18 protein-coding genes are annotated in these 19,679 nt (G+C 71.1%); all 18 read right to left on the bottom strand.

Annotated features, from left to right (window positions below; translation table 11 throughout):
* Positions 1–17: 17 nt before the first annotated feature.
* Positions 18–1,484: a glutamate synthase subunit beta gene (locus CI089_RS10255; protein WP_094261504.1), complete on the bottom strand. Its 1,467-nt coding sequence runs from the start codon at positions 1,482–1,484 to the stop codon at positions 18–20.
* Entirely contained in the window at positions 1,477–6,057 is a 4,581-nt protein-coding gene (gltB, locus tag CI089_RS10250) for a glutamate synthase large subunit (RefSeq protein ID WP_094261503.1), read from the bottom strand. The genes CI089_RS10255 and gltB overlap by 8 nt, the downstream gene beginning before the upstream one ends.
* Positions 6,058–6,110: 53 nt before the next feature.
* Positions 6,111–7,085 carry a prolipoprotein diacylglyceryl transferase gene (lgt, locus tag CI089_RS10245; RefSeq protein WP_094261502.1) on the bottom strand — a complete coding sequence of 325 codons (975 nt, stop codon included), beginning with the start codon at positions 7,083–7,085 and terminating at the stop codon, positions 6,111–6,113.
* A 43-nt stretch (positions 7,086–7,128) separates the two neighbouring features.
* A complete protein-coding gene (gene trpA / locus CI089_RS10240; RefSeq protein ID WP_094261501.1) occupies positions 7,129–7,923 on the bottom strand; it encodes a tryptophan synthase subunit alpha in 795 nt (264 codons plus the stop codon).
* Positions 7,920–9,179: a tryptophan synthase subunit beta gene (gene trpB / locus CI089_RS10235; RefSeq protein ID WP_094261500.1), complete on the bottom strand. Its 1,260-nt coding sequence runs from the start codon at positions 9,177–9,179 to the stop codon at positions 7,920–7,922. Before trpB ends, trpA begins: the two co-directional genes overlap by 4 nt.
* Positions 9,176–9,952, bottom strand: a complete 777-nt coding sequence (trpC, locus tag CI089_RS10230) for an indole-3-glycerol phosphate synthase TrpC (protein ID WP_094261499.1) — start codon at positions 9,950–9,952, stop codon at positions 9,176–9,178. Before trpC ends, trpB begins: the two co-directional genes overlap by 4 nt.
* Position 9,953: 1 nt before the next feature.
* On the bottom strand, positions 9,954–10,181 hold the full coding sequence (locus tag CI089_RS10225; protein WP_023950623.1) for a DUF6704 family protein: 228 nt from the start codon (positions 10,179–10,181) through the stop codon (positions 9,954–9,956).
* A gap of 47 nt (positions 10,182–10,228) precedes the next feature.
* Entirely contained in the window at positions 10,229–10,834 is a 606-nt protein-coding gene (locus CI089_RS10220; protein WP_094261498.1) for a Trp biosynthesis-associated membrane protein, read from the bottom strand.
* Positions 10,831–11,187 carry a phosphoribosyl-AMP cyclohydrolase gene (hisI, locus tag CI089_RS10215; protein WP_094261497.1) on the bottom strand — a complete coding sequence of 119 codons (357 nt, stop codon included), beginning with the start codon at positions 11,185–11,187 and terminating at the stop codon, positions 10,831–10,833. The genes CI089_RS10220 and hisI overlap by 4 nt, the downstream gene beginning before the upstream one ends.
* Positions 11,184–11,948, bottom strand: a complete 765-nt coding sequence (gene hisF, locus CI089_RS10210) for an imidazole glycerol phosphate synthase subunit HisF (RefSeq protein ID WP_094261496.1) — start codon at positions 11,946–11,948, stop codon at positions 11,184–11,186. Before hisF ends, hisI begins: the two co-directional genes overlap by 4 nt.
* Position 11,949: 1 nt before the next feature.
* On the bottom strand, positions 11,950–12,792 hold the full coding sequence (gene hisG / locus CI089_RS10205) for an ATP phosphoribosyltransferase (RefSeq protein ID WP_094261495.1): 843 nt from the start codon (positions 12,790–12,792) through the stop codon (positions 11,950–11,952).
* 40 nt (positions 12,793–12,832) lie between these two features.
* The gene (locus CI089_RS10200; protein ID WP_023950618.1) at positions 12,833–13,096 is read right to left on the bottom strand and encodes a phosphoribosyl-ATP diphosphatase; all 264 of its coding nucleotides are present in this window, start codon (positions 13,094–13,096) and stop codon (positions 12,833–12,835) included.
* Between the two features lie 52 nt (positions 13,097–13,148).
* Positions 13,149–13,826 (bottom strand): ribulose-phosphate 3-epimerase, encoded by a 678-nt coding sequence (gene rpe / locus CI089_RS10195; protein WP_094261494.1) that lies wholly within the window; start codon positions 13,824–13,826, stop codon positions 13,149–13,151.
* Positions 13,827–13,843: 17 nt separating this feature from the next.
* Entirely contained in the window at positions 13,844–15,196 is a 1,353-nt protein-coding gene (locus CI089_RS10190; RefSeq protein ID WP_094261493.1) for an RsmB/NOP family class I SAM-dependent RNA methyltransferase, read from the bottom strand.
* Positions 15,193–16,110 carry a methionyl-tRNA formyltransferase gene (gene fmt, locus CI089_RS10185; RefSeq protein ID WP_094261492.1) on the bottom strand — a complete coding sequence of 306 codons (918 nt, stop codon included), beginning with the start codon at positions 16,108–16,110 and terminating at the stop codon, positions 15,193–15,195. Before fmt ends, CI089_RS10190 begins: the two co-directional genes overlap by 4 nt.
* An 8-nt stretch (positions 16,111–16,118) precedes the next feature.
* Positions 16,119–18,083, bottom strand: coding sequence for a hypothetical protein (locus tag CI089_RS10180; protein ID WP_094261491.1), 1,965 nt, complete (start codon positions 18,081–18,083; stop codon positions 16,119–16,121).
* Positions 18,080–19,273, bottom strand: a complete 1,194-nt coding sequence (gene metK / locus CI089_RS10175; protein WP_094261490.1) for a methionine adenosyltransferase — start codon at positions 19,271–19,273, stop codon at positions 18,080–18,082. Before metK ends, CI089_RS10180 begins: the two co-directional genes overlap by 4 nt.
* A gap of 110 nt (positions 19,274–19,383) precedes the next feature.
* A complete protein-coding gene (rpoZ, locus tag CI089_RS10170) occupies positions 19,384–19,638 on the bottom strand; it encodes a DNA-directed RNA polymerase subunit omega (protein ID WP_023950606.1) in 255 nt (84 codons plus the stop codon).
* Positions 19,639–19,679: the final 41 nt, after the last annotated feature.

Genomic DNA, 19,679 nt, shown 5'->3' with positions numbered 1-19,679 from the left:
GGGGGGTTGGGTCCAGCCTATGCCCGCTGGAGCCCGATCGCGACGTCGGTCGGACGCACCGGCGCCGGCAGGTCGGTGTCGCCCATCAGGTAGCGGTCCACGGCGGCTGCCGCAGCGCGGCCCTCCGCGATCGCCCACACGATGAGGGACTGCCCGCGCCCGGCATCGCCGGCCACGAACACGCCCGGCGCGGTCGTCTGGTAGTCGTCGGCACGTTCGACGTTGCCGCGATCGGTGAACACGGTACCCAGCTGGGCCTCCAGCGCGGTGCGCTCCGGACCGGTGAAACCCATGGCGATCAGGACGAGGTCGGCGGGGATCTCGCGCTCGGTGCCGCTCTTGGGGACCCGGCGGCCGTCGACGAACTCGGTCTCGGCGACGCGGAGCGCGCGCACCTCTCCCGCGTCGTTTCCGAGGAACTCGACCGTGGACGCGAGGTAGCTGCGCTCACCGCCCTCCTCGTGAGCGGAGGCGACCTCGAAGATGGTCGGCATCATCGGCCAGGGCTGGGAGTCGGGCCGGTCCGACGGAGGCTGCTTGCCGATCGCGAGGTTCGTGACGCTGAGGGCGCCCTGCCGGTGGGCCGTGCCGATGCAGTCGGCACCGGTGTCACCGCCGCCGATGACGACGACGTGCTTGCCCTCGGCGTGGATCTGGTTCGCGACCTGGTCGCCCGCGACGGCCTTGTTCGACTCGACGAGGTACTCCATGGCGAAGTGCACGCCCGCGAGGTCGCGGCCGGGGATCGCGAGGTCGCGCGGCAGGGTCGAGCCCGTCGCCACCACGACAGCGTCGTAGCGGGCACGCAGCGCGTCCCAGGAGATGTCCTTGCCGATCTCGACGCCGGCGCGGAAACGCGTACCCTCGTCCTGCATCTGACGCAGACGCGCCTCGATGTGACGCTTCTCCATCTTGAAGTCGGGGATGCCGTAGCGCAGGAGGCCACCGATGCGGTCGTCGCGCTCGTAGACGGCGACGGTGTGGCCCGCGCGCGTCAGCTGCTGCGCCGCGGCGAGTCCGGCGGGACCCGAGCCGACGACGGCGACCGTCTTGCCGGTCAACCGTCCGGGGGGCTCGGCCTCGACCCATCCGTTCGCGAAGGCCTCGTCGATCGTCGAGACCTCGATCTGCTTGATCGTGACCGGCGGCTGGTTGATGCCCAGCACGCAGGCGCTCTCGCACGGCGCGGGGCACAGCCGGCCGGTGAACTCCGGGAAGTTGTTCGTGGCGTGCAGACGCTCGATGGCCGAACGGCCTTCGCCCCGCCACATGAGGTCGTTCCACTCCGGAATGAGGTTGCCCAGCGGGCATCCCTGATGGCAGAACGGCACGCCGCAGTCCATGCAGCGTCCCGCCTGGCGGCGGAGCACCGCGCTGTCGCCGGGCTCGTAGACCTCCCGCCAGTCCATGATTCGGACCGGCACCGGGCGGCGCTTGGGGAGCTCGCGCTCCGTGATCTTCAGGAAGCCCTTGGGGTCAGCCACGGGTCACCTCCAGGATGCGGCTCCAGACCTCGTCGCCATCGGGGTCGAGCCCCTCGGCGGCCGCCGTCTGTCGGGTTTCGAGCACCGCGGCGTAGTCGCGCGGTACCACACGGACGAAGTTGGCGACCTCGGTCTCGAAGTCCTCGAGCAGGCGGGCTGCCAGCTCGGACCCCGTCTCGGCGACGTGGCGCTCGAGCAGATCGCGGAGGATCTCGGCGTCGCCGGATCCCATCTCCTCGAGCACGAGTTCTCCGCTGGCCATCGCCTCGCGGTTCACGTTCGCCGTCTCGAGGCGGTAGACGTAGGCGTTCCCACCCGACATCCCGGCGCCGAGGTTGCGCCCGGTGGCTCCGAGGATCACCGCGAGGCCTCCGGTCATGTATTCGAGCGCGTGGTCGCCCACGCCCTCGACGACCGCCGTGGCGCCGGAGTTGCGCACGAGGAACCGCTCCCCCACCACGCCACGGAGGAACATGGTTCCCTGCGTCGCGCCGTAGCCGATGACGTTGCCCGCGATGACGTTCTCGGAAGCGTCGAACGCGGCGCCGCGCGGCGGGCGTACGACGATCTGACCGCCCGAGAGCCCCTTGCCGACGTAGTCGTTCGAGTCGCCCTCGAGACGCAGCGTGATGCCCGCCGGAAGGAACGCGCCGAACGACTGACCGGCCGAGCCCGTGAGGTTCACCACGATCGAATCCGCCGGGAGGCCGTTCTCTCCGTGCGCGAGCGTGACCCGGTTGCCGAGCATCGTGCCCACGGCACGCTCGGTGTTGCGGATCGGCAGGTCGATCTCGATGTGGCCGCCGTGGGCGACGACGTCCTGCGCCCGCTCGATGAGCTGGACGTCGAAGTGCTCGTCGAGCTCGTGGTCCTGCTCGCGGTGGTGACGGCGCGGTGCGTCGTCGGCGAACGCCGGCCCGGTGAGGATCGGCCCGAGGTCGAGGCCGCTCGCCTTCCAGTGCTCGATCGCGCCGTCGACGTCGAGGACGTCGTTGCGTCCGATCGCCTCGTCGAGCGAGCGGAAACCGAGCTCGGCGAGGTACTCGCGGACCTCCTGGGCGATGAACTCCATGAAGTTCACGACGAATTCGGGCTTGCCCGTGAAGCGCTCGCGCAGGACCGGGTTCTGGGTCGCGACGCCCACGGGGCACGTGTCGAGGTGGCAGACGCGCATCATGATGCAGCCCTCCACGACCAGTGCCGACGTGGCGAAGCCGAACTCCTCGGCCCCGAGAAGCGCCGCGATGACGACATCACGGCCGGTCTTGAGCTGACCGTCGGCCTGCACCACGACGCGGTCGCGCATGTCGTTGAGCATGAGGGTCTGCTGCGTCTCGGCGAGGCCGAGCTCCCACGGGGTGCCCGCGTGCTTGAGGGAGTTCAGCGGGCTCGCACCGGTTCCGCCGTCATGACCCGACACGAGGATGACGTCGGCCAGAGCCTTGGCGGTACCCGCGGCGACCGCCCCGATTCCCGACTGGCTCACGAGCTTGACGTGGACCCGGGCAGCCGGGTTGGCGCGCTTGAGGTCGAAGATCAGCTGCTTCAGGTCTTCGATCGAGTAGATGTCGTGATGCGGCGGAGGCGAGATCAGGCCGACGCCGGGCGTGCCGCCGCGCGTGCGCGCGATCCACGGGTAGACCTTGCCGGGCGGAAGCTGGCCGCCTTCGCCGGGCTTCGCGCCCTGCGCGAGCTTGATCTGGATGTCGTCGGCGTGCGTGAGGTACATGCTCGTCACACCGAAGCGTCCGGACGCGACCTGCTTGATGGCGCTGCGGCGCTCGGGGTCGAGCAGCCGCTCGACGTCCTCACCGCCCTCGCCGGTGTTCGACTTCGCGCCGAGCCGGTTCATCGCGATCGCGAGCGTCTCGTGCGCTTCCTTCGAGATCGAGCCGTAGCTCATCGCCCCGGTCGAGAAACGCTTGACGATCGAGGCGACCGACTCGACCTCGTCGATCGGCACGGGCGGGCGAACGCCCGTGCGCAGCTTGAACATACCGCGCAGGGTCTTCAGCTCGGCGGCCTGGTCGTCGACGAGCTTGGTGTACTCGCGGAAGATGTCGTAGCGGCGCGTCCGCGTCGCGTGCTGCAGCCGGAACACGGTGTCGGGGTTGAACAGGTGCGGCGCGCCGTCACGACGCCACTGGTACTCTCCCCCGGTCCACAGCCGCTCGTGAGCGCGCACGGCGGCGTCCTCGGGATAGGCGTAGGCGTGCCGCGCGGCGTTCTCCGCTGCGATGACCTCGATGCCGACGCCGCCGAGTTTGGTCTCTGTGCCGGTGAAGTACTTCGAGACGAACTCATCCGACAGACCGACCGCTTCGAACACCTGGGCGCCGGCGTACGACGACACCGTCGAGATGCCCATCTTGGACATGATCTTCAGCACGCCCTTGCCGAGCGCGTAGATCAGGTTCTTGACGGCCTTCTCCGGAGAGACGCCCGTGATGTAGCCCGCCCGGACGAGGTACTCGACCGTCTCCATCGCCAGGTAGGGGTTGACAGCGGAGGCGCCGTAGCCGAGGAGCGTCGCGACGTGGTGCACCTCGCGGACGTCGCCGGCCTCGACCACCAGACCCACCCGCATGCGGGTCTGCTGACGGATGAGATGATGGTGCACCGCCGCGAGCATGAGCAACGAGGGGATCGGCGCGAGGTCCTTGTTCGAGTCGCGGTCACTGAGCACGAGGAACTCAGCGCCGTCCTCGATGGCCTGGTCCGCCTCGGCGCACATCTGCGCGAGGCGCTTCTGCATGCCCTTGTGGCCGGCTTCGACGCGGTACAGGCCGCGGATCGTCACCGACGACCGGCCCTTGAGCGCGGTGTCGATGTGCTGGATCTTCGCGAGTTCGTCGTTGTCGATCACCGGGAAGTCGAGAGTCACGGTGCGCGTGTGCTCCGGACCCCACGAGAGCAGGTTGGCCTCGGGACCGAGACCGAGCGACAGCGAGGTGACGACCTCTTCGCGGATCGAGTCGAGCGGCGGGTTGGTCACCTGGGCGAACTGCTGGGTGAAGTAGTCGAACAGCAGCCGCGGGCGTTCGCTGAGCACGGCGACGGGCGTGTCGCTGCCCATGGCACCGAGCGGCTCGGCGCCCACCTGACCCATCGGGGTCAGCAGGATGCGCACCTCTTCCTCGGTGTAGCCGAAGGTCCGCTGACGCCGCGTGATCGAGGCGATCGGGTGCACGATGTGCTCGCGCTCGGGAAGGTCCTTGAGCCGCACGCGACCCGCGTCGAGCCACTCCTGCCACGGGTGCAGCGTCGCGAGCTCGCGCTTGATCTCCTCGTCCTCGACGATGCGGCCCGCGGCCGTGTCGACGACGAACATCCGCCCGGGCTGCAGGCGGCCGCGGCGCTTGATCCGCTCGGGCGCGAAGTCGAGCACGCCGGTCTCGCTGCCGATGACGACGAGTCCGTCGGTGGTCTCGGTCCACCGTCCCGGGCGCAGTCCGTTGCGGTCGAGCGTGGCACCGACGAGCGTGCCGTCGGTGAAGATGAGCGCCGCCGGGCCGTCCCACGGCTCCATCTGGATCGAGTGGTAGTCGTAGAACGCCCGCAGATCCGGGTCGATGTCGGTCTGCTTCTCGTAGGCCTCGGGCACCATCATCATGACGGCGTGCGGCAGGCTGCGCCCGGTCAGCGTGAGCAGCTCGAGCACCTCGTCGAACGAGGCCGAGTCGCTCGCACCGTCGGTGCAGATCGGCAGCAGCGGCTGCACGTCCCCGAGCAGTTCGGACTCGAGCTGCGACTGCCGGGCCCGCATCCAGTTGCGGTTCCCCTTGACCGTGTTGATCTCGCCGTTGTGGGCGAGCATCCGCAGCGGCTGCGCCAGGGGCCACGACGGGAACGTGTTGGTGGAATAGCGGGAGTGCACGACCGCCAGCTCCGACGCGAAGCGCTCGTCCTGCAGGTCGGGGTAGAACGGCTCGAGCTGCAGCGTCGTGACCATGCCCTTGTACCCGAGCGTGCGGCTCGAGAGCGAGACGAAGTACGCGTCGTGCTCGTGACGGGCGCGCTTGCGCAGCCGGTAGACGCGTCGATCGAGCGCGATGCCCGCAAGCGCGGGCGCGTCGCCCACCGCGGGGCGCGAGACGAACAGCTGCTCGAACGCGGGACGGGCGGCGAAGGCGAGCTTGCCGAGGTTCTCGTCCTCGGTCGGCACTTCGCGCCATCCGAGGACCGTCAGACCCTCGGATGCCGCGAGCGCCTCGATGTCGGCCTTGAGCGCGTGCCGCTCGTCGGCGTCGCGCGGCAGGAACGCCATGCCCGCCGCGTACTCGCCGGCCGGCGGCAGGTCGAAGTCGACGACCGCGCGCAGGAACGCGTCGGGCATCTGCGTCAGGATGCCGGCGCCGTCGCCGGTGCCCGCGTCAGAGCCGATGGCGCCGCGGTGCTCAAGGTTGCGCAGTGCCGTCAAGGCGAGCTCGACGATGTCGTGGCCGGCCTCGCCGCGCAGCGTGGCGACCATCGCCAGACCACACGCATCCTTCTCGAAGGCAGGGTTGTACATGCCCTGCTTGGGAGGGAAGGAAGCGAATCCGGACTTTTGGGGTCGAGGGCTCGAGGCCATACTGACCGTCCTCACATTGGTGCTGAAACCGGGACGACGTCGGCCCTGGGGAACTACTGCTTCGAGGTGACTGCGCTTGTGGCGCTGTCTGCGTGAGCTTCGGGCGTCGGGGGTGCGCTCAGATCCACGAAGTCTTCGGTGCTCTGCGATTGTAGCGCGCTCGGAGCCACCCACTCGCGACCGGGCTGATAAGGCGAAGGCTCGTCGCCGGTGTGGCGGCGTGTCTGGACCACGATGATCACGATTCCGACGATGACGGCGAAGATCGCCGCCCAGACGTTCGTGCGGAGGCCGAGGATGATCTCGCTCGGATCGATGCGGATCGACTCCCAGACGATACGGCCCGCGCCGTACCAGACGAGGTACAGACCGAAGAGCTTGCCCCACTGCGCCCAGGTCTTGCGGCCGACCCAGAGCAGCACGAGCACGCCCAGGCCGTTCCAGATCACCTCGTAGAGGAAGGTGGGGTGGAAGAGGGTGTCGGGTGCCAGCCCGGCGGGGAACGCGGGGTTGGATCGATCGATCTCGAGGCCCCACGGCAGGTCGGTGGGGAGCCCGAAGAGCTCCTGGTTGAACCAGTTGCCGAAGCGTCCCATGGCCTGCGCCAGCAGGATGCCCGGAGCCAGCGCGTCGGCGAAGCTCCAGAACCGGATGCCGGTCCATTTGCAGCCGAGGTAGGCGCCCACCGCGCCGCCGATGAGGGCGCCGAAGATGGCGATGCCACCCTCCCAGATGAACAGCACGGCCCACGGGTTCTTGTCGGGACCGAAGTAGAACCCCGGGTGCGTGAGCACGTGGAACGCCCGCGCGCCCACCAACGCGAGCGGCACGGCCAGCAGCGCGATGTCGATGACGACCCACGGCTCCGCGCCGCGCCGCGTGAGGCGGTGGTTGGTCATCAGGGTCGCGACGATGATGCCGGCGATGATGCACAGGGCGTAGAAGTGGATGCGCAGCGGGCCCAGGTCGATGTAGCTCACCGACGGACTCGGGATGCTCGCGACGAGCGTGTGTGCGGCGTGGATCATCGGATCGTCCCTCGGAATTCGGCGGTCGTGCGACCGGAAAAGTCTAGACGCGCTCGCGGGCGGTGCCCGCCGCGAGTGCGCGCGCGGTGTCGGCGAGCCCCGCGACTCCCCCGTCGCGCAGAGCGCGCACGAGCGCGGTTCCGACGATCGCGCCGTCGGCGTAGTCGACGACTCCCGCGACCTGATCGGGCGTGGAGATGCCGATGCCGACGCAGGCATGCACCGCGCCGAGTTCGCGGAGTCGGCCGACCAGGGTCCGGGCGGCCGCGTCGAGTTCGGTCCGCTCCCCCGTGATGCCCATCGTCGAGACCGTGTACACGAACCCGGTCGAGGCCTCGACGATCATCCGCAGTCGCTCGTCCGTCGACGTGGGAGCGGCGAGGAAGACGCGGTCCAGACCCGTGCGCTCGGATGCCGCGAGCCACTCGGGTGCGGCGTCCGGGGTGATGTCCGGTGTGATCAGACCGGCGCCGCCGGCGGCGGCGAGGTCGTCCGCGAAACGGTCGACGCCGTACTGGAGCACGGGGTTCCAGTACGTCATCACGAGGATCGGGATGTCGACGCGCGCCGCGATCGCTCGGACCGCGCTGAAGGTGTCGCGCAGGCGGAAGCCCGCGGCCAGGGCCACCTGGGTCGCCTCCTGGATGACGACGCCGTCCATCACGGGATCGGAGTACGGGGGGCCGAGCTCGAGCACGTCGGCGCCGGACTCGGCCAGTGCGACGGCCGCCTCGATGCTCGTCTCGAGATCGGGGAAGCCCAGCGGGAGGTAGCCGACGAACGCACCACGACCCTCGGCGTGTGCGGCGTCGATGGCAGCGGCGACGCGGGAGGTCACAGTTCCACTCCCTCGCCCGATGCGGCTTCGTCGTGAGCGGGCTCGACCACCGGCTCCGCGCCGTCGTCGTACAGCTCGAACCAGCGCGCCGCGGTGTCCATGTCCTTATCGCCCCGGCCGGAGAGGTTCACGGCGATGATGGCGTCGGGACCGAGCTCGCGGCCGATCCGCAGGGCACCGGCCAGAGCGTGAGCAGACTCGATCGCGGGGATGATGCCCTCGGTGCGGCTCAGCAGCCGCAGGGCCTCCATCGCCTCCGTGTCGGTCGCCGGGATGTACGACGCACGACCGATCGACGCCAGCCAGGCGTGCTCGGGTCCGACGCCCGGATAGTCGAGTCCCGCGGAGATCGAGTGCGACTCGACCGTCTGGCCGTCCTCGTCCTGCAGCACGAATGTCTTCGCCCCGTGCAGGACGCCGGGGCGCCCCCGTCCGATCGACGCGGCGTGGCGCTCGGTGTCGACTCCGTCACCCGCGGCCTCGACGCCGTAGAGCGCGACGCCCTCGTCGTCGAGGAACGCGTCGAACATGCCGATCGCGTTCGAGCCGCCGCCGACGCACGCGACGACGGCATCCGGAAGCCGCCCGGTCTCGGCAAGGAGCTGCTCGCGGGCCTCTTCCGAGATGATCTTCTGAAAATCGCGCACCATCGCGGGGAACGGATGCGGCCCCGCCGCCGTGCCGAAGATGTAGTTGGTGGTCTCGACCGAGGCGACCCAGTCGCGGTATGCCTCGTTGATCGCATCCTTGAGCGTGCGCGACCCCGTCGTGACCGGCACGACCTCGGCGCCGAGCAGGCGCATGCGCGCGACATTGAGGGCCTGCCGTTCGGTGTCGACCTCGCCCATGTAGATCGTGCAGTCGAAGCCGAACAGGGCTGCTGCCGTCGCCGTCGCGACACCGTGCTGACCGGCTCCGGTCTCGGCGATGACGCGGGTCTTGCCGAGACGCTTGGTCAGCATCGCCTGGCCGATGACGTTGTTGATCTTGTGCGAGCCCGTGTGGTTGAGGTCCTCGCGCTTGAGGAACACTCGCGCGCCCCCCGCGTGCTCGGCGAAGCGGGGAACCTCCGTCAGGGCGGAAGGACGACCCGCGTACGTCGCGAGGGTGCGCGCCAGCTCGGCAGCGAACTCGGGGTCGGCCATCGCCGACTCGTACACCGCCGTCAGCTCGTCGATCGCGGCGATGAGGGATTCGGGCATGAACCGCCCGCCGAACTCGCCGAAGAAGGGACCGTGCTGTTCTCGCAGGCTCACGCGCCGGCCTCCAGAAATGCGTGCAGGGTGGTCACCGGATCGTTGGTCACGAGCGCCTCGCCGATCAGAACGGCGTCGGCACCCGCGCGACGGTAGTGGGCCACGTCGTCGGGGGTGAGGACAGCCGACTCCGCGATCTTCACGGCGTCAGCCGGAAGGTGCTCCACGAGCCGGCCGAAGAGATCGCGATCGAGCTCGAACGTCGACAGGTTGCGCGCGTTGACGCCGACCAGACGCGCTCCGATGTCGGCGGCACGATGCACCTCGTCGAGCGAGTGGGTCTCGACCAGCGGCGTCATGCCGAGTTCGAGCACGAGCTCGTGGAGCTCGGCCAGCACCGGCTGCTCGAGCGCGGCGACGATGAGGAGTACGAGGTCTGCGCCGGCGGCCCGCGCTTCGAACACCTGATAGGCGCCTGCGATGAAGTCCTTGCGGAGAACGGGGATCGACACCTCGGCGCGAACGGCCTCGAGGTCGGCCAGGCTCCCCTTGAAGCGGCGGCCCTCGGTCAGCACCGAGATGACGGAAGCGCCGCCCTCCTGGTAACGCGCCGCTTGGAGGGCGGGATCCGGGATCGCGGCGAGATCGCCCCGCGAGGGGCTCGCGCGCTTGACCTCGGCGATGATCTTGACCCGCTCGGCCGGCGCGAGCGCCGCGAGGGCGTCCCGGGCCGGAGCCTGAGCGAGCGCGTCGCGCTCGACGACGGCGAGGGGTCGCTCGGCCGCACGGGCCTCGGCATCCTCGACGGCGCCGGCCGTGAGACCGGCCAGCACGTCAGTGCGCTTTCGGGGTGTACTTGTCGCCGTAGGCGCCGTAGCCGGCCTTCGCCATGGCCCAGCCCACGATCAGGCCGACGACGAGGAGACCCGCGGAGGCCCAGACGAGCACCGGCATGTCGAGCCAGAAGAACAGGGTGCCCAGCGCGAACGCCAGGAGCATGATCACCACAGCGGTCCACGCCGCCGGGGAGTGTCCGTGGCCGGGGTCGCCGATGTTGCTCATTGTTCTCCTTCGCGGGATTTCTCGGGCTGAGGTCAGTCTACCGGGGCTCAGGCGGTCGGATCGGACCCACGGCTGAGGTCGTCCCAGGAATCGATCGGATCGTGGGAGTCATGCGGACGCGACCCGCCGGGACGCCGGGCCTCGGCCGCGGGGTCGGTGCGGTAGCGTCGCGCCGTGCTGCGCCACGAGCGAGCCGTCACGAGGGTGAGCACGCCCCCCGCGCACACGGCGGCCGCACCGACCGCGGTGATCCACGGCCAGGCGGTGACGGCAATGGCCGACACGAGCGTCCCGACCGCCTCGACCCCCGCGAGTCCGGTCGCGTCGGCGACGACGCCCACCACGGCTTCCGGCGGCGCGGTGAGAGCGATACGCAGCGACTCGGCGAGGAGCGCAGCGCCGATGAGCACGCCGATGACGCCGAAGATGTAACGGAGCACCGTCCCGACGATCGAGAGGGCCAGACCGAGGGCCAGCGCCGCGAGCCCCAGCGGGGTGACGAGCGGGAGAGCCTCGGTGCCCGGCACCGGCAGGACCGCCTGAGCGCCGTCGCGCAGCGTCGCCTCGAGCCAGGGCTGGGTCGCGCCGATGACCGCGAGGCCGCCGCCGACGACGGCCGCGAGGACCGCGAGCATCCGGGACCGGCGGGTCATGGCACCGCGACGACCGGGTCGAGGTCGTCCGCGTCGAAGCACGTGCGGGCGCCGGTGTGGCATGCCGCGCCGACCTGCTCGACGAGCAGGAGCACGGCGTCGCCGTCGCAGTCGAGCCGCGCCCCGCGGACGAGCTGGATGTGGCCGGAGGTATCGCCCTTGCGCCAGTACTCCTGGCGCGAGCGCGACCAGAACGTCACGCGCCCGCTCGTGAGCGTGCGGCGCAGCGCCTCGGCATCCATCCACGCCAGCATGAGGACCTCGCGCGTGTCGTGCTGCTGGACGATCGCGGCGACGAGCCCGTTCGCGTCGAACGAGACCCGCGCGATGCGTTCGTCGATGCTCTCGGTCATCGCCGCACCTCGATGCCCTGAGCGGTCAGCGCATCCTTCACGTCGCCGATCGCGAGCTGGCCCGAGTGGAACACGGATGCCGCGAGCACGGCATCCGCGCCCGCCTCGATGGCCGGGACGAAGTGCTCGGTCGCTCCGGCGCCGCCCGAGGCGATCACGGGAACGGACGACGCCTCGCGCATCAGCGAGATGAGCTCGAGGTCGAACCCGTCCTTGGTGCCGTCGGCATCGATCGAGTTGACGAGCAGCTCCCCCGCACCGCGCTCGATCGCCTCGCGCGCCCACGCGAGGGCGTCGATCGCGGTCGCGGTGCGCCCGCCATGGGTCGTGACGACGAATCCCGACTCGGTGCCCGGAGCGCGCTTGACGTCGAGCGAGAGCACGAGGACCTGCGCGCCGAAACGGTCGGCGATCTCGCCGATGAGGTCGGGGCGGGCGATGGCCGCCGAGTTGACGCCGACCTTGTCGGCACCGACCGAGAGCAGCCGCGCGACGTCATCGACCGAGCGCACGCCGCCCCCGACGGTGAGGGGGATGAACACCTGCTCCGCCGTGCGCCGGACGACGTCGTAGGTCGTGGCACGACCATCGACGGTCGCGGTGACGTCGAGGAAGGTCAGCTCGTCGGCGCCCTGCTCGAAGTACAGCCGGGCGAGCTCGACCGGATCGCCCATGTCGCGCAGATTCTCGAAGTTGACTCCCTTGACCACGCGCCCCGCGGCGACGTCGAGGCACGGGATGACGCGGCGTGCCAGCGTCATGTCAGAGCCTCGCGTTGTGGATCGCGGTGACGAGGATCGCTCGGGCACCGATCGCGTAGAGCTCGTCCATCGTGGTGTTCACGCTCGCGCGCGGCACCATCACCCGGACCGCCACCCACTCGGGGTCGCGCAGCGGCGAGATCGTGGGCGACTCGATGCCGCCGGCGATCGCGACGGCCTCGTCGACGAGGGCGGCCGGCAGGTCGTAGTCCACCAGCACGTAGCGCCGCGCCACGAGCACGCCGCGGAGCCGGCGGAGCAGGCGCTCGGTGCCGTCGGCGTCGTGGGGACCGGCGATGAGGACGGCCTCGGAACGGAGGATCTCGGGGCCGAACACCTCGAGCCCGGCCTGACGAAGGGTCGTGCCGGTCTCGACGACATCGGCGACGGCGTCGGCGACGCCGAGGCGGACCGCCGACTCCACGGCACCGTCGAGCGGCACGAGGTCGACGGCGATCCCGCGCTCGTCGAGGAACGCGTCGACGAGCCCGGGGTACGACGTGGCGATGCGCTTGCCCGCGAGCTCGGCGACGTCGGTGAACGTGCCGGTCGGGGCGGCGAAGCGGAAGGTCGAACCGGCGAAGCCGAGCCGCTCGATCTCGCGCGCGCCCGGCATGCGGGCGTCGAGCAGCAGGTCGCGGCCGGTGATGCCGACGTCGAGGGCACCCGAGCCGACGTAGGTGGCGATGTCCTTCGGACGCAGGTAGAAGAACTCGACCTCGTTGACGGGGTCGATGACGTGGAGGTCCTTCGAGTCGCGGCGTCCGGTGTAGCCGGCCTCGGCCAGCATCTCGGCAGCGGTCTCGGCGAGCGATCCCTTGTTGGGGACGGCGATGCGCAGCATGGGAGTCTTTCTGTCTCGGAGCGGGAGGGCGGGGCGTCGCTCAGAGATGTCGGTAGACGTCTTCGGGGCTCAGACCCTTGCTGATCATGAGCACCTGCAGGTGGTAGAGCAGCTGCGAGATCTCCTCGGCCGTCTCGGCATCGGACTGGTACTCGGCCGCCATCCAGACCTCGGCGGCCTCTTCGACGATCTTCTTGCCGATGGCGTGCACACCGCGGTCGAGCTGCGCGACGGTGCCCGAGCCCTCGGGCCGGGTCTCGGCGATAGAGGTCAGCTCTGCGAACAGCGCGTCGAACGTCTTCACCTAGCCAGGGTACCGGCCCGCGACGGGCGATCCGACCGCGGCGGGCGACGGATCAGTGCCGGTGCGCCCGCAGCGCCCGATCGCGGAGGCTCGCGATCGCGGCATCCGGATCATCGGCGCCGAACACCGCCGAGCCGGCCACGAACGTGTCGGCTCCGGCCTCGGCCGCCTGCGCGATCGTCGACTCGGAGATCCCGCCGTCGACCTGCAGCCAGACGGAAGAACCGCGCCGGCGCGCTTCGTCGGCGAGCCGGCGGAGCTTCGGCATCTGGTCGGCCATGAAGCTCTGGCCCCCGAAACCCGGTTCGACCGTCATGACGAGGATCTGGTCGAACTCGTCGAGGACGTCGAAGAGCCCCTCGACGGGCGTTGCGGGCTTGACGGCGACACCGGCGCGTGAGCCGATCGAGCGCAGCCGGCGAGCGAGCGCGACGGGGTCGGTGGCGGCCTCGAGATGGAAGGTCACGCTCGCGGCCCCGAGCTCGGCGTAGCCGGGACCCCAGCGGTCGACGTCCGAGATCATCAGGTGGACGTCGAGGGGGACGGGACTCGTGGCTTGGATCCGCTCGACCATCTGCGGCCCGAACGTCAGGTTCGGGACGAAGTGGTTGTCCATGACATCGACGTGCACGAAGTCGGCCGACCGGATGCGGCCGAGCTCGGCCTGCATGTTCACGAAGTCGGCGGCCAGGATGCTGGGGTTGATGCGCAGGGGGTCGGCGTCGCTCACGCCCCCATTATCGCCGGTCACGGCTTCTGCAGGAGCGTGATGGACATCGCATCGGTGCCGTGCCGGTGCGGCCACAGCTGAGCGCGGCCCGACCCGTCCTGCTGGTCGGGCAGGTCGATGTCCCCGCGGCTGACCGCCCGGATGACCTCGCGGGCATCGAGCTCGCGCAGGTCGGGGTGGGCAGCCCGGACATCGGCGACGACCACGGCGGTCTCGGCGAGGTGGGGGGAACAGGTCACGTAGGCCACGATCCCGCCCGGGGCGAGTGCGTCGACGGCGGCGCCGAGCAGCTCGCGCTGCAGCGCGCTGAGATCCGGCACGTCGGCCGGGGCTTTGCGCCAGCGTGCCTCGGGCCGGCGGCGGAGCGCGCCGAGTCCCGTGCACGGTGCATCGACGAGGATGCGGTCGTAACCGCCTCGGCCGGCACGCTCGCGACCGTCCTCCTCCGACACGGGAACCTCGAGGGGGACGCCGGCGACGGAGGAGCGGACGAGGCGCGCACGCGCGGACGAGATCTCGTTCGCCTCGAGCGTGGCCCCTCCCGCGAGGGCCTCCGCGGCGAGGACCGCCGTCTTCCCGCCGGGAGCGGCACACAGATCCAGCCAGCGCTCGCCTGCCCGGACCGGGAACGCGCGCGACAGGGCGAGCGCGGCGAGCTGGGAGCCTTCGTCCTGGACGCGGACGCGTCCCTCCGCGCGACGTACCAATGGCTCGGGATCACCGCCGTCGAGGCGGAAACCGAGCGGCGAGTACGGAGTCCGGGCCCGGTCGGCGGGAATGTCGGCGAGGCCCGGTAGCGCGGTCATGGTGACACTCGGCGAGACGTTGTCTGCCGCCAGCAGCTCGTCGAGTTCCTCCGCACGCCCCTCGGCCGCGAGGGCCCGACGAAACGCTCGAATGACCCACACCGGGTGGGAGAAGCGCAGGCCGAGCCGCTCATCGTCGGATCGAGCTCCCGCGTCCACCCGCTGCAGCCAGTCCCCCGGGTTGTCCCGGGCGATGCGCCGCAGGACCGCGTTGGCGAAGCCGGCCGCGTTCGCCGCCCCCGCGCGCCGGACGAGCTCGACGCTCTCGTTCACCGCGGCGTGAGAGGCGACCCGCGTCGACAGCAGCTGGTGGACGCCGAGGCGCAGCGCGTCGCGCACGGGCGGATCGATCGTGTCGATGGAGCGCCCCGAGGCCTGCTCGATGATCGCGTCATAGGTGCCCTGGCGGCGCAGGGTGCCGTACGTCAGCTCGGTGGCGAGCCCGGCGTCGGCGGGGCTGAGTCCCGCCCGCCGGAGCTCCTGCGGCAAGAGGAGGTTCGCGTACGCGTCGGAGTCGGCCACCGCGCGCAGCACGTCGAACGCGACGCGACGCGCGGGGTTCACGATCCCGCCTCGACACTGTCGGCGCGCTGCCCTCGCCACCAGTCGGGAGCCGGCATCGCGCCGCGGCCCGCGGGCTGCACCGACAGGAGCGAGATCGTTCCGTCGGCGGTTCCGACGAGCACCTCTTTACCGACGAGGCGGATCTCGCGAGGTGCGAGCGAGGCATCCGGTCCACGCCGCGCCGCGAGCACCTTCAGCCGCTGACCGACGACGGTGGTGTGCGCGCCGGGCTCGGGCGTCGTGCCGCGGAAGCGGTCGAGCACTGTGTCGGCGGGCAGTGCGAAATCGAGGAGTCCGTCGGCGAGCGTGAGCTTGGGCGCCAGGGTCGGCTCGCCCGTCTGCGGGACGGCGATCGCGGTGCCGTCGGCTATCGCGTCGACGACATCCGAGAGGGTGTCCGCGCCGAGGTCGGCAAGCCCTGCGAGGAGGTCACCGGCGGTGGCTCCGCGATCCACCGGGTGGCGGGTCTGCGCGAAGACATCGCCCGCGTCGAGCTCGGGGACGAGCTGGAAAACGCTGACGCCGGTGATCCGGTCCCCCGCGATGAGCGAATGCTGCACGGGCGCCGCCCCCCGCCATGCCGGCAGCAGCGAGAAGTGCAGGTTGATCCACCCGTGCCGCGGTGCCGACAGGAGCGGCTCGCGCACGAGCCCGCCGTACGCGACGATGACGCCCAGGTCGGCGCTCCACGAGGTGATCGTCTCTGTCGCCGCCGCATCGAGGCGGTCGGTCTTCAGGACCGGGAGCCCGAGCTCCGCGGCGAGGGCGGCCACCGGAGAGGGGGTGAGCACGCGCTTGCGCCCGAGCGGCGCATCGCGGCGCGTGACGACGCCGACGATCTCGTGCCGCGACGCGGCTAGCCGTCGGAGCGATGGCAGGGCGGGTTCCGGGGTCCCGGCGAAGACGATGCGCATGGCGCTCCTCACAGATCGAGATCGGGCACGTCGAGACGTACTCTGAGTGTATTGCGCGGTCCCGGCGGCGCCCCGCGCCGACGCCGCCCGCGCAGCGCCGCAGCGACGACCGACGCCCGAAGCGACTCGGCCACCGCGCGCCCCAGCGCGTACTCGAAACGCACGAGCGCGCGGACCGAGTCCTCACGCGGCACGGGGCCGAGGACCGAGGTCTCGGTCAGCGCCGGCACATCGGCCCGCAGCTGGGCGATCGCTTCCGAGACGGCTGCCGCGGTTCCTTCCACCGCCGCGACGCGGACGGTCGGCGGCATGTGGAGCGGGGCCCGCTCGGCGAGCTCCGCTCGGGCATACGCCGGCTGCGTCCACGTCGCGAGCGCGCGCGCAGCGGGGCCGGCCACACCGACGAGGTGCACGGGGGCGCCGGGCGCGGCGAGAGCCGCGGCATCCGACCACCAGCGCAGACACGCCTCGGCGATCCGCAGCTGCTCGGTCATCAGCATCCGATCGCCGTCGAGCAGGATGACGGCGCGGTACCCGCCTGCGGCGAAGGGCTCCGCGCCGCGCGTCGCGATCACGAGGGCGGGTCTCGCATCGACGTGGGTGACCTGGTGCTCGCCGTCGGAGACGATCACGCGGGTGTTCGGGAAGGCGCGTCCGAGCTCGTCGGCCGTGCGCTCGCTCCCCGACGACGCCATACGCAGGCGGTGGGACGCGCAGGAGGAGCAGGACCACGCGGGAGCGGCTCGTCCGCACCAGGCGCACTCGGGCACGGCACCCGGGCGACGGGCGCGCAGGGGCCCGGCGCACTGCGCGCAGCGCGCCGGCGTGCGGCAGTCGGCGCACACCAGCACCGGGGCGTACCCGGGGCGGGCGACCTGCACCAGAACGGGGCCGTGCGTCAGCGCCTCGCGCGCCGCGGCGAACGCGGCCGACGGGACCCGCGTGCCCCGCGACTCGCCCTCACGCGTCGCCGACAGCACGACCCGGGGACTCTCGCGACGGCGGGCCGGGATCTCGCGCACCCACCCGAGTGCCACGAGACGCTCGACGTCGGTCGTGCGCGTCAGACCGACGAAGACCAGCGCGCAGGCCTGGAGCTCCTGCCGGACGAGCGCGGCGTCGCGCGCGTGCACACCCGGGCTCAGCGGCTCCGCGAGCAGCGGATCGCCGTCGTCCCACAGGAGGACCGCGCCGACATCGTGGGCGGGCGCATACACGCTCGACCGATTGCCCACCACGATGCACGGCACGGCGGCCAGCAGACGCAGATATCCGGCGTAACGCTCCGGACCGGATCGCCGGGCATCGTCGCGCACCACCGCGGCGTCGTCCACGCGGCGCGCGAGGACGGCCAGGACGTGGGCCTCGTCGCGGTGATCGGGAACCACGACGATCGCGCTCCTGCCCTGCGCGAGCGTGAGCACGGCCAGCGCGGCCAGCAGCTCGGCCCACGCCGGGACGTCCTCGGCCGGGCGCGGTGGCGCGTCGACGGCCACGCGCTCGCCGCCCGCGACCGCGTTCTCGAGTTCGGGATACGCCGTGGCCGTCTCCCGCGCCCAGGCGAGGGCGTCGGCGCTCACGGCGGGGGCCTCGGGCGGCCCGGCGGTGGCCCAGGCCTTCTCGGCCCGCACCATCCGCTTCGGGATCACCAGCCGCAGGACGTCGCTCGCCGACCCCGCTGCCCGGTCGGCCACCCGGCGCGCGTGGGCGTAGAGCCGCTGCGGCAGCACCTCGACGGGCGACACGACCTCCTCGAGCTCCGACAGGGGACGGTCGCCGTCGGTCTCGTCGCCGAGCTCGACGAGATAGCCCTCGACGGTGCGCCCGACGGTGCGAAGCGGCACCTTCACCCGCACACCGGGCACCGCGGCGTCGCGGAGGGCGTCGGGGACGACGTAGTCGAACAGGCGGTCGAGCTGCGGCAGCGGCGAGTCGATGAGCACTCGGGCGACCCGCCGGGGCGCGTCGCTCACAGGCCCGCGGCGGCGCGCAACTCCTCGACGCGGTCGGTGCGCTCCCACGTGAACTCGGGCAGCTCCCGGCCGAAGTGGCCGTAGGCGGCGGTCTTCGCGTAGATCGGCCGCAGCAGATCGAGACGATCGATGATCGCCTGCGGTCGCAGATCGAACACGTCGCGGATCGCCGCCGAGATCACCTCGTCGGCGACGTGGCCCGTGCCGAACGACTCGACGTAAAGCCCGACGGGAGCGGCGCGCCCGATCGCATACGCGACCTGAACCTCGAGGCGGTCCGCCAGCCCCGCGGCGACGGCGTTCTTCGCGACCCAGCGCATCGCGTAGGCGGCGGAGCGGTCGACCTTCGACGGGTCCTTGCCGCTGAAAGCGCCGCCCCCGTGCCGAGCGGCGCCGCCGTAGGTGTCGATGATGATCTTGCGACCGGTCAGGCCCGCGTCGCCCTTCGGCCCGCCGACGACGAACGGGCCGGCGGGGTTGATGACGTACTCGACGTCCGAGACATCGAGGCCGGTCTCCGCGAGGACGGGCTCGATGACCTCTGCTTGCACGGCGGCGCGCAACGCGGGCAGGGAGATGTCGGGCTGATGCTGCGTCGAGAGGACCACGGTCTCGACCGTTCGAGGCACGGCCCCCTCGTAGCCGAGCGTCACCTGCGTCTTGCCGTCGGGACGGAGGAACGGCAGTGCACCGGTGCGACGGGCCGACGTCAGGCGCTCGGCGATGCGGTGGGCCGTCCAGATGGCCATCGGCATCAGCTGCGGCGTCTCGTTGGTGGCGTAGCCGAACATGATGCCCTGATCGCCCGCGCCCAGCGCGTCGGTCGGGTCGACCGATCCCTGCTCACGGTGCTCCAGGGCGCTGTCGACACCGGCGGCGATATCGGAGGACTGCTCTCCGATCGAAACCGTCACGCCGCACGAGTCGCCGTCGAACCCGGTCTCGCTCGAGGTGTAGCCGATGCGGTTGACGACGCCGCGCACGATGCCGGGGATGTCGGCGTAGCCGTCGGTGCGCACCTCGCCGGCGACGTGCACGAGGCCGGTCGTCACGAGGGTCTCGACCGCGACGCGCGAGCCGGGGTCGACCGTCAGCAGGGCGTCGAGGATACTGTCGGAGATCTGGTCGCAGATCTTGTCGGGGTGCCCCTCGGTGACGGACTCGGACGTGAACAGGCGCAGCTGGCTCATCGGGGCTCCCTGTGGGACGGAACGGGGCGGGATCGGGACGGAGACGATTCTGCCCGCGGCGGCCGACATCCGGCTGCCGCGGGCAGAAATGTGACGGGTCTACCGCCGGATCAGTCGAGCGAACGCAGGCGCAGCTTGTCCTCGTGGATCTCGTGCATCGCGATCGTCAGCGGCTTGTCCTCGACCGACGAGTCGACGAGCGGGCCGACGTTGTCGAACAGGTTGCCCTCGTGAAGGTCGGAGTAGTAGTCGTTGATCTGGCGCGCACGCTTGGACGCGTAGATGACCAGCTGGTACTTCGAGTCGACCTTGTCGAGCAGGGCGTCGATGGGCGGGTCGATGATGCCTTCGTTGCTTCCGGCCATGGCGGATCCTTCCGGGATCGATGTCGGTGGAGAGTCTGCTG

Source organism: Microbacterium sp. Yaish 1, assembly GCF_002245215.1.
Taxonomy (GTDB): domain Bacteria; phylum Actinomycetota; class Actinomycetes; order Actinomycetales; family Microbacteriaceae; genus Microbacterium.
This window is presented reverse-complemented; position numbering and strand designations above follow the sequence as displayed.

Bases quoted from the DNA above. Each gene is read 5' to 3' on its own strand.
- gltB (WP_094261503.1), bottom strand. From the start codon at position 6,057: ATGGCCTCGAGCCCTCGACCCCAAAAGTCCGGATTCGCTTCCTTCCCT.
- lgt (WP_094261502.1), bottom strand. From the start codon at position 7,085: ATGATCCACGCCGCACACACGCTCGTCGCGAGCATCCCGAGTCCGTCG.
- CI089_RS10225 (WP_023950623.1), bottom strand. From the start codon at position 10,181: ATGAGCAACATCGGCGACCCCGGCCACGGACACTCCCCGGCGGCGTGG.
- CI089_RS10220 (WP_094261498.1), bottom strand. From the start codon at position 10,834: ATGACCCGCCGGTCCCGGATGCTCGCGGTCCTCGCGGCCGTCGTCGGC.
- hisI (WP_094261497.1), bottom strand. From the start codon at position 11,187: ATGACCGAGAGCATCGACGAACGCATCGCGCGGGTCTCGTTCGACGCG.
- hisF (WP_094261496.1), bottom strand. From the start codon at position 11,948: ATGACGCTGGCACGCCGCGTCATCCCGTGCCTCGACGTCGCCGCGGGG.
- hisG (WP_094261495.1), bottom strand. From the start codon at position 12,792: ATGCTGCGCATCGCCGTCCCCAACAAGGGATCGCTCGCCGAGACCGCT.
- fmt (WP_094261492.1), bottom strand. From the start codon at position 16,110: ATGCGCATCGTCTTCGCCGGGACCCCGGAACCCGCCCTGCCATCGCTC.
- metK (WP_094261490.1), bottom strand. From the start codon at position 19,273: ATGAGCCAGCTGCGCCTGTTCACGTCCGAGTCCGTCACCGAGGGGCAC.
- rpoZ (WP_023950606.1), bottom strand. From the start codon at position 19,638: ATGGCCGGAAGCAACGAAGGCATCATCGACCCGCCCATCGACGCCCTG.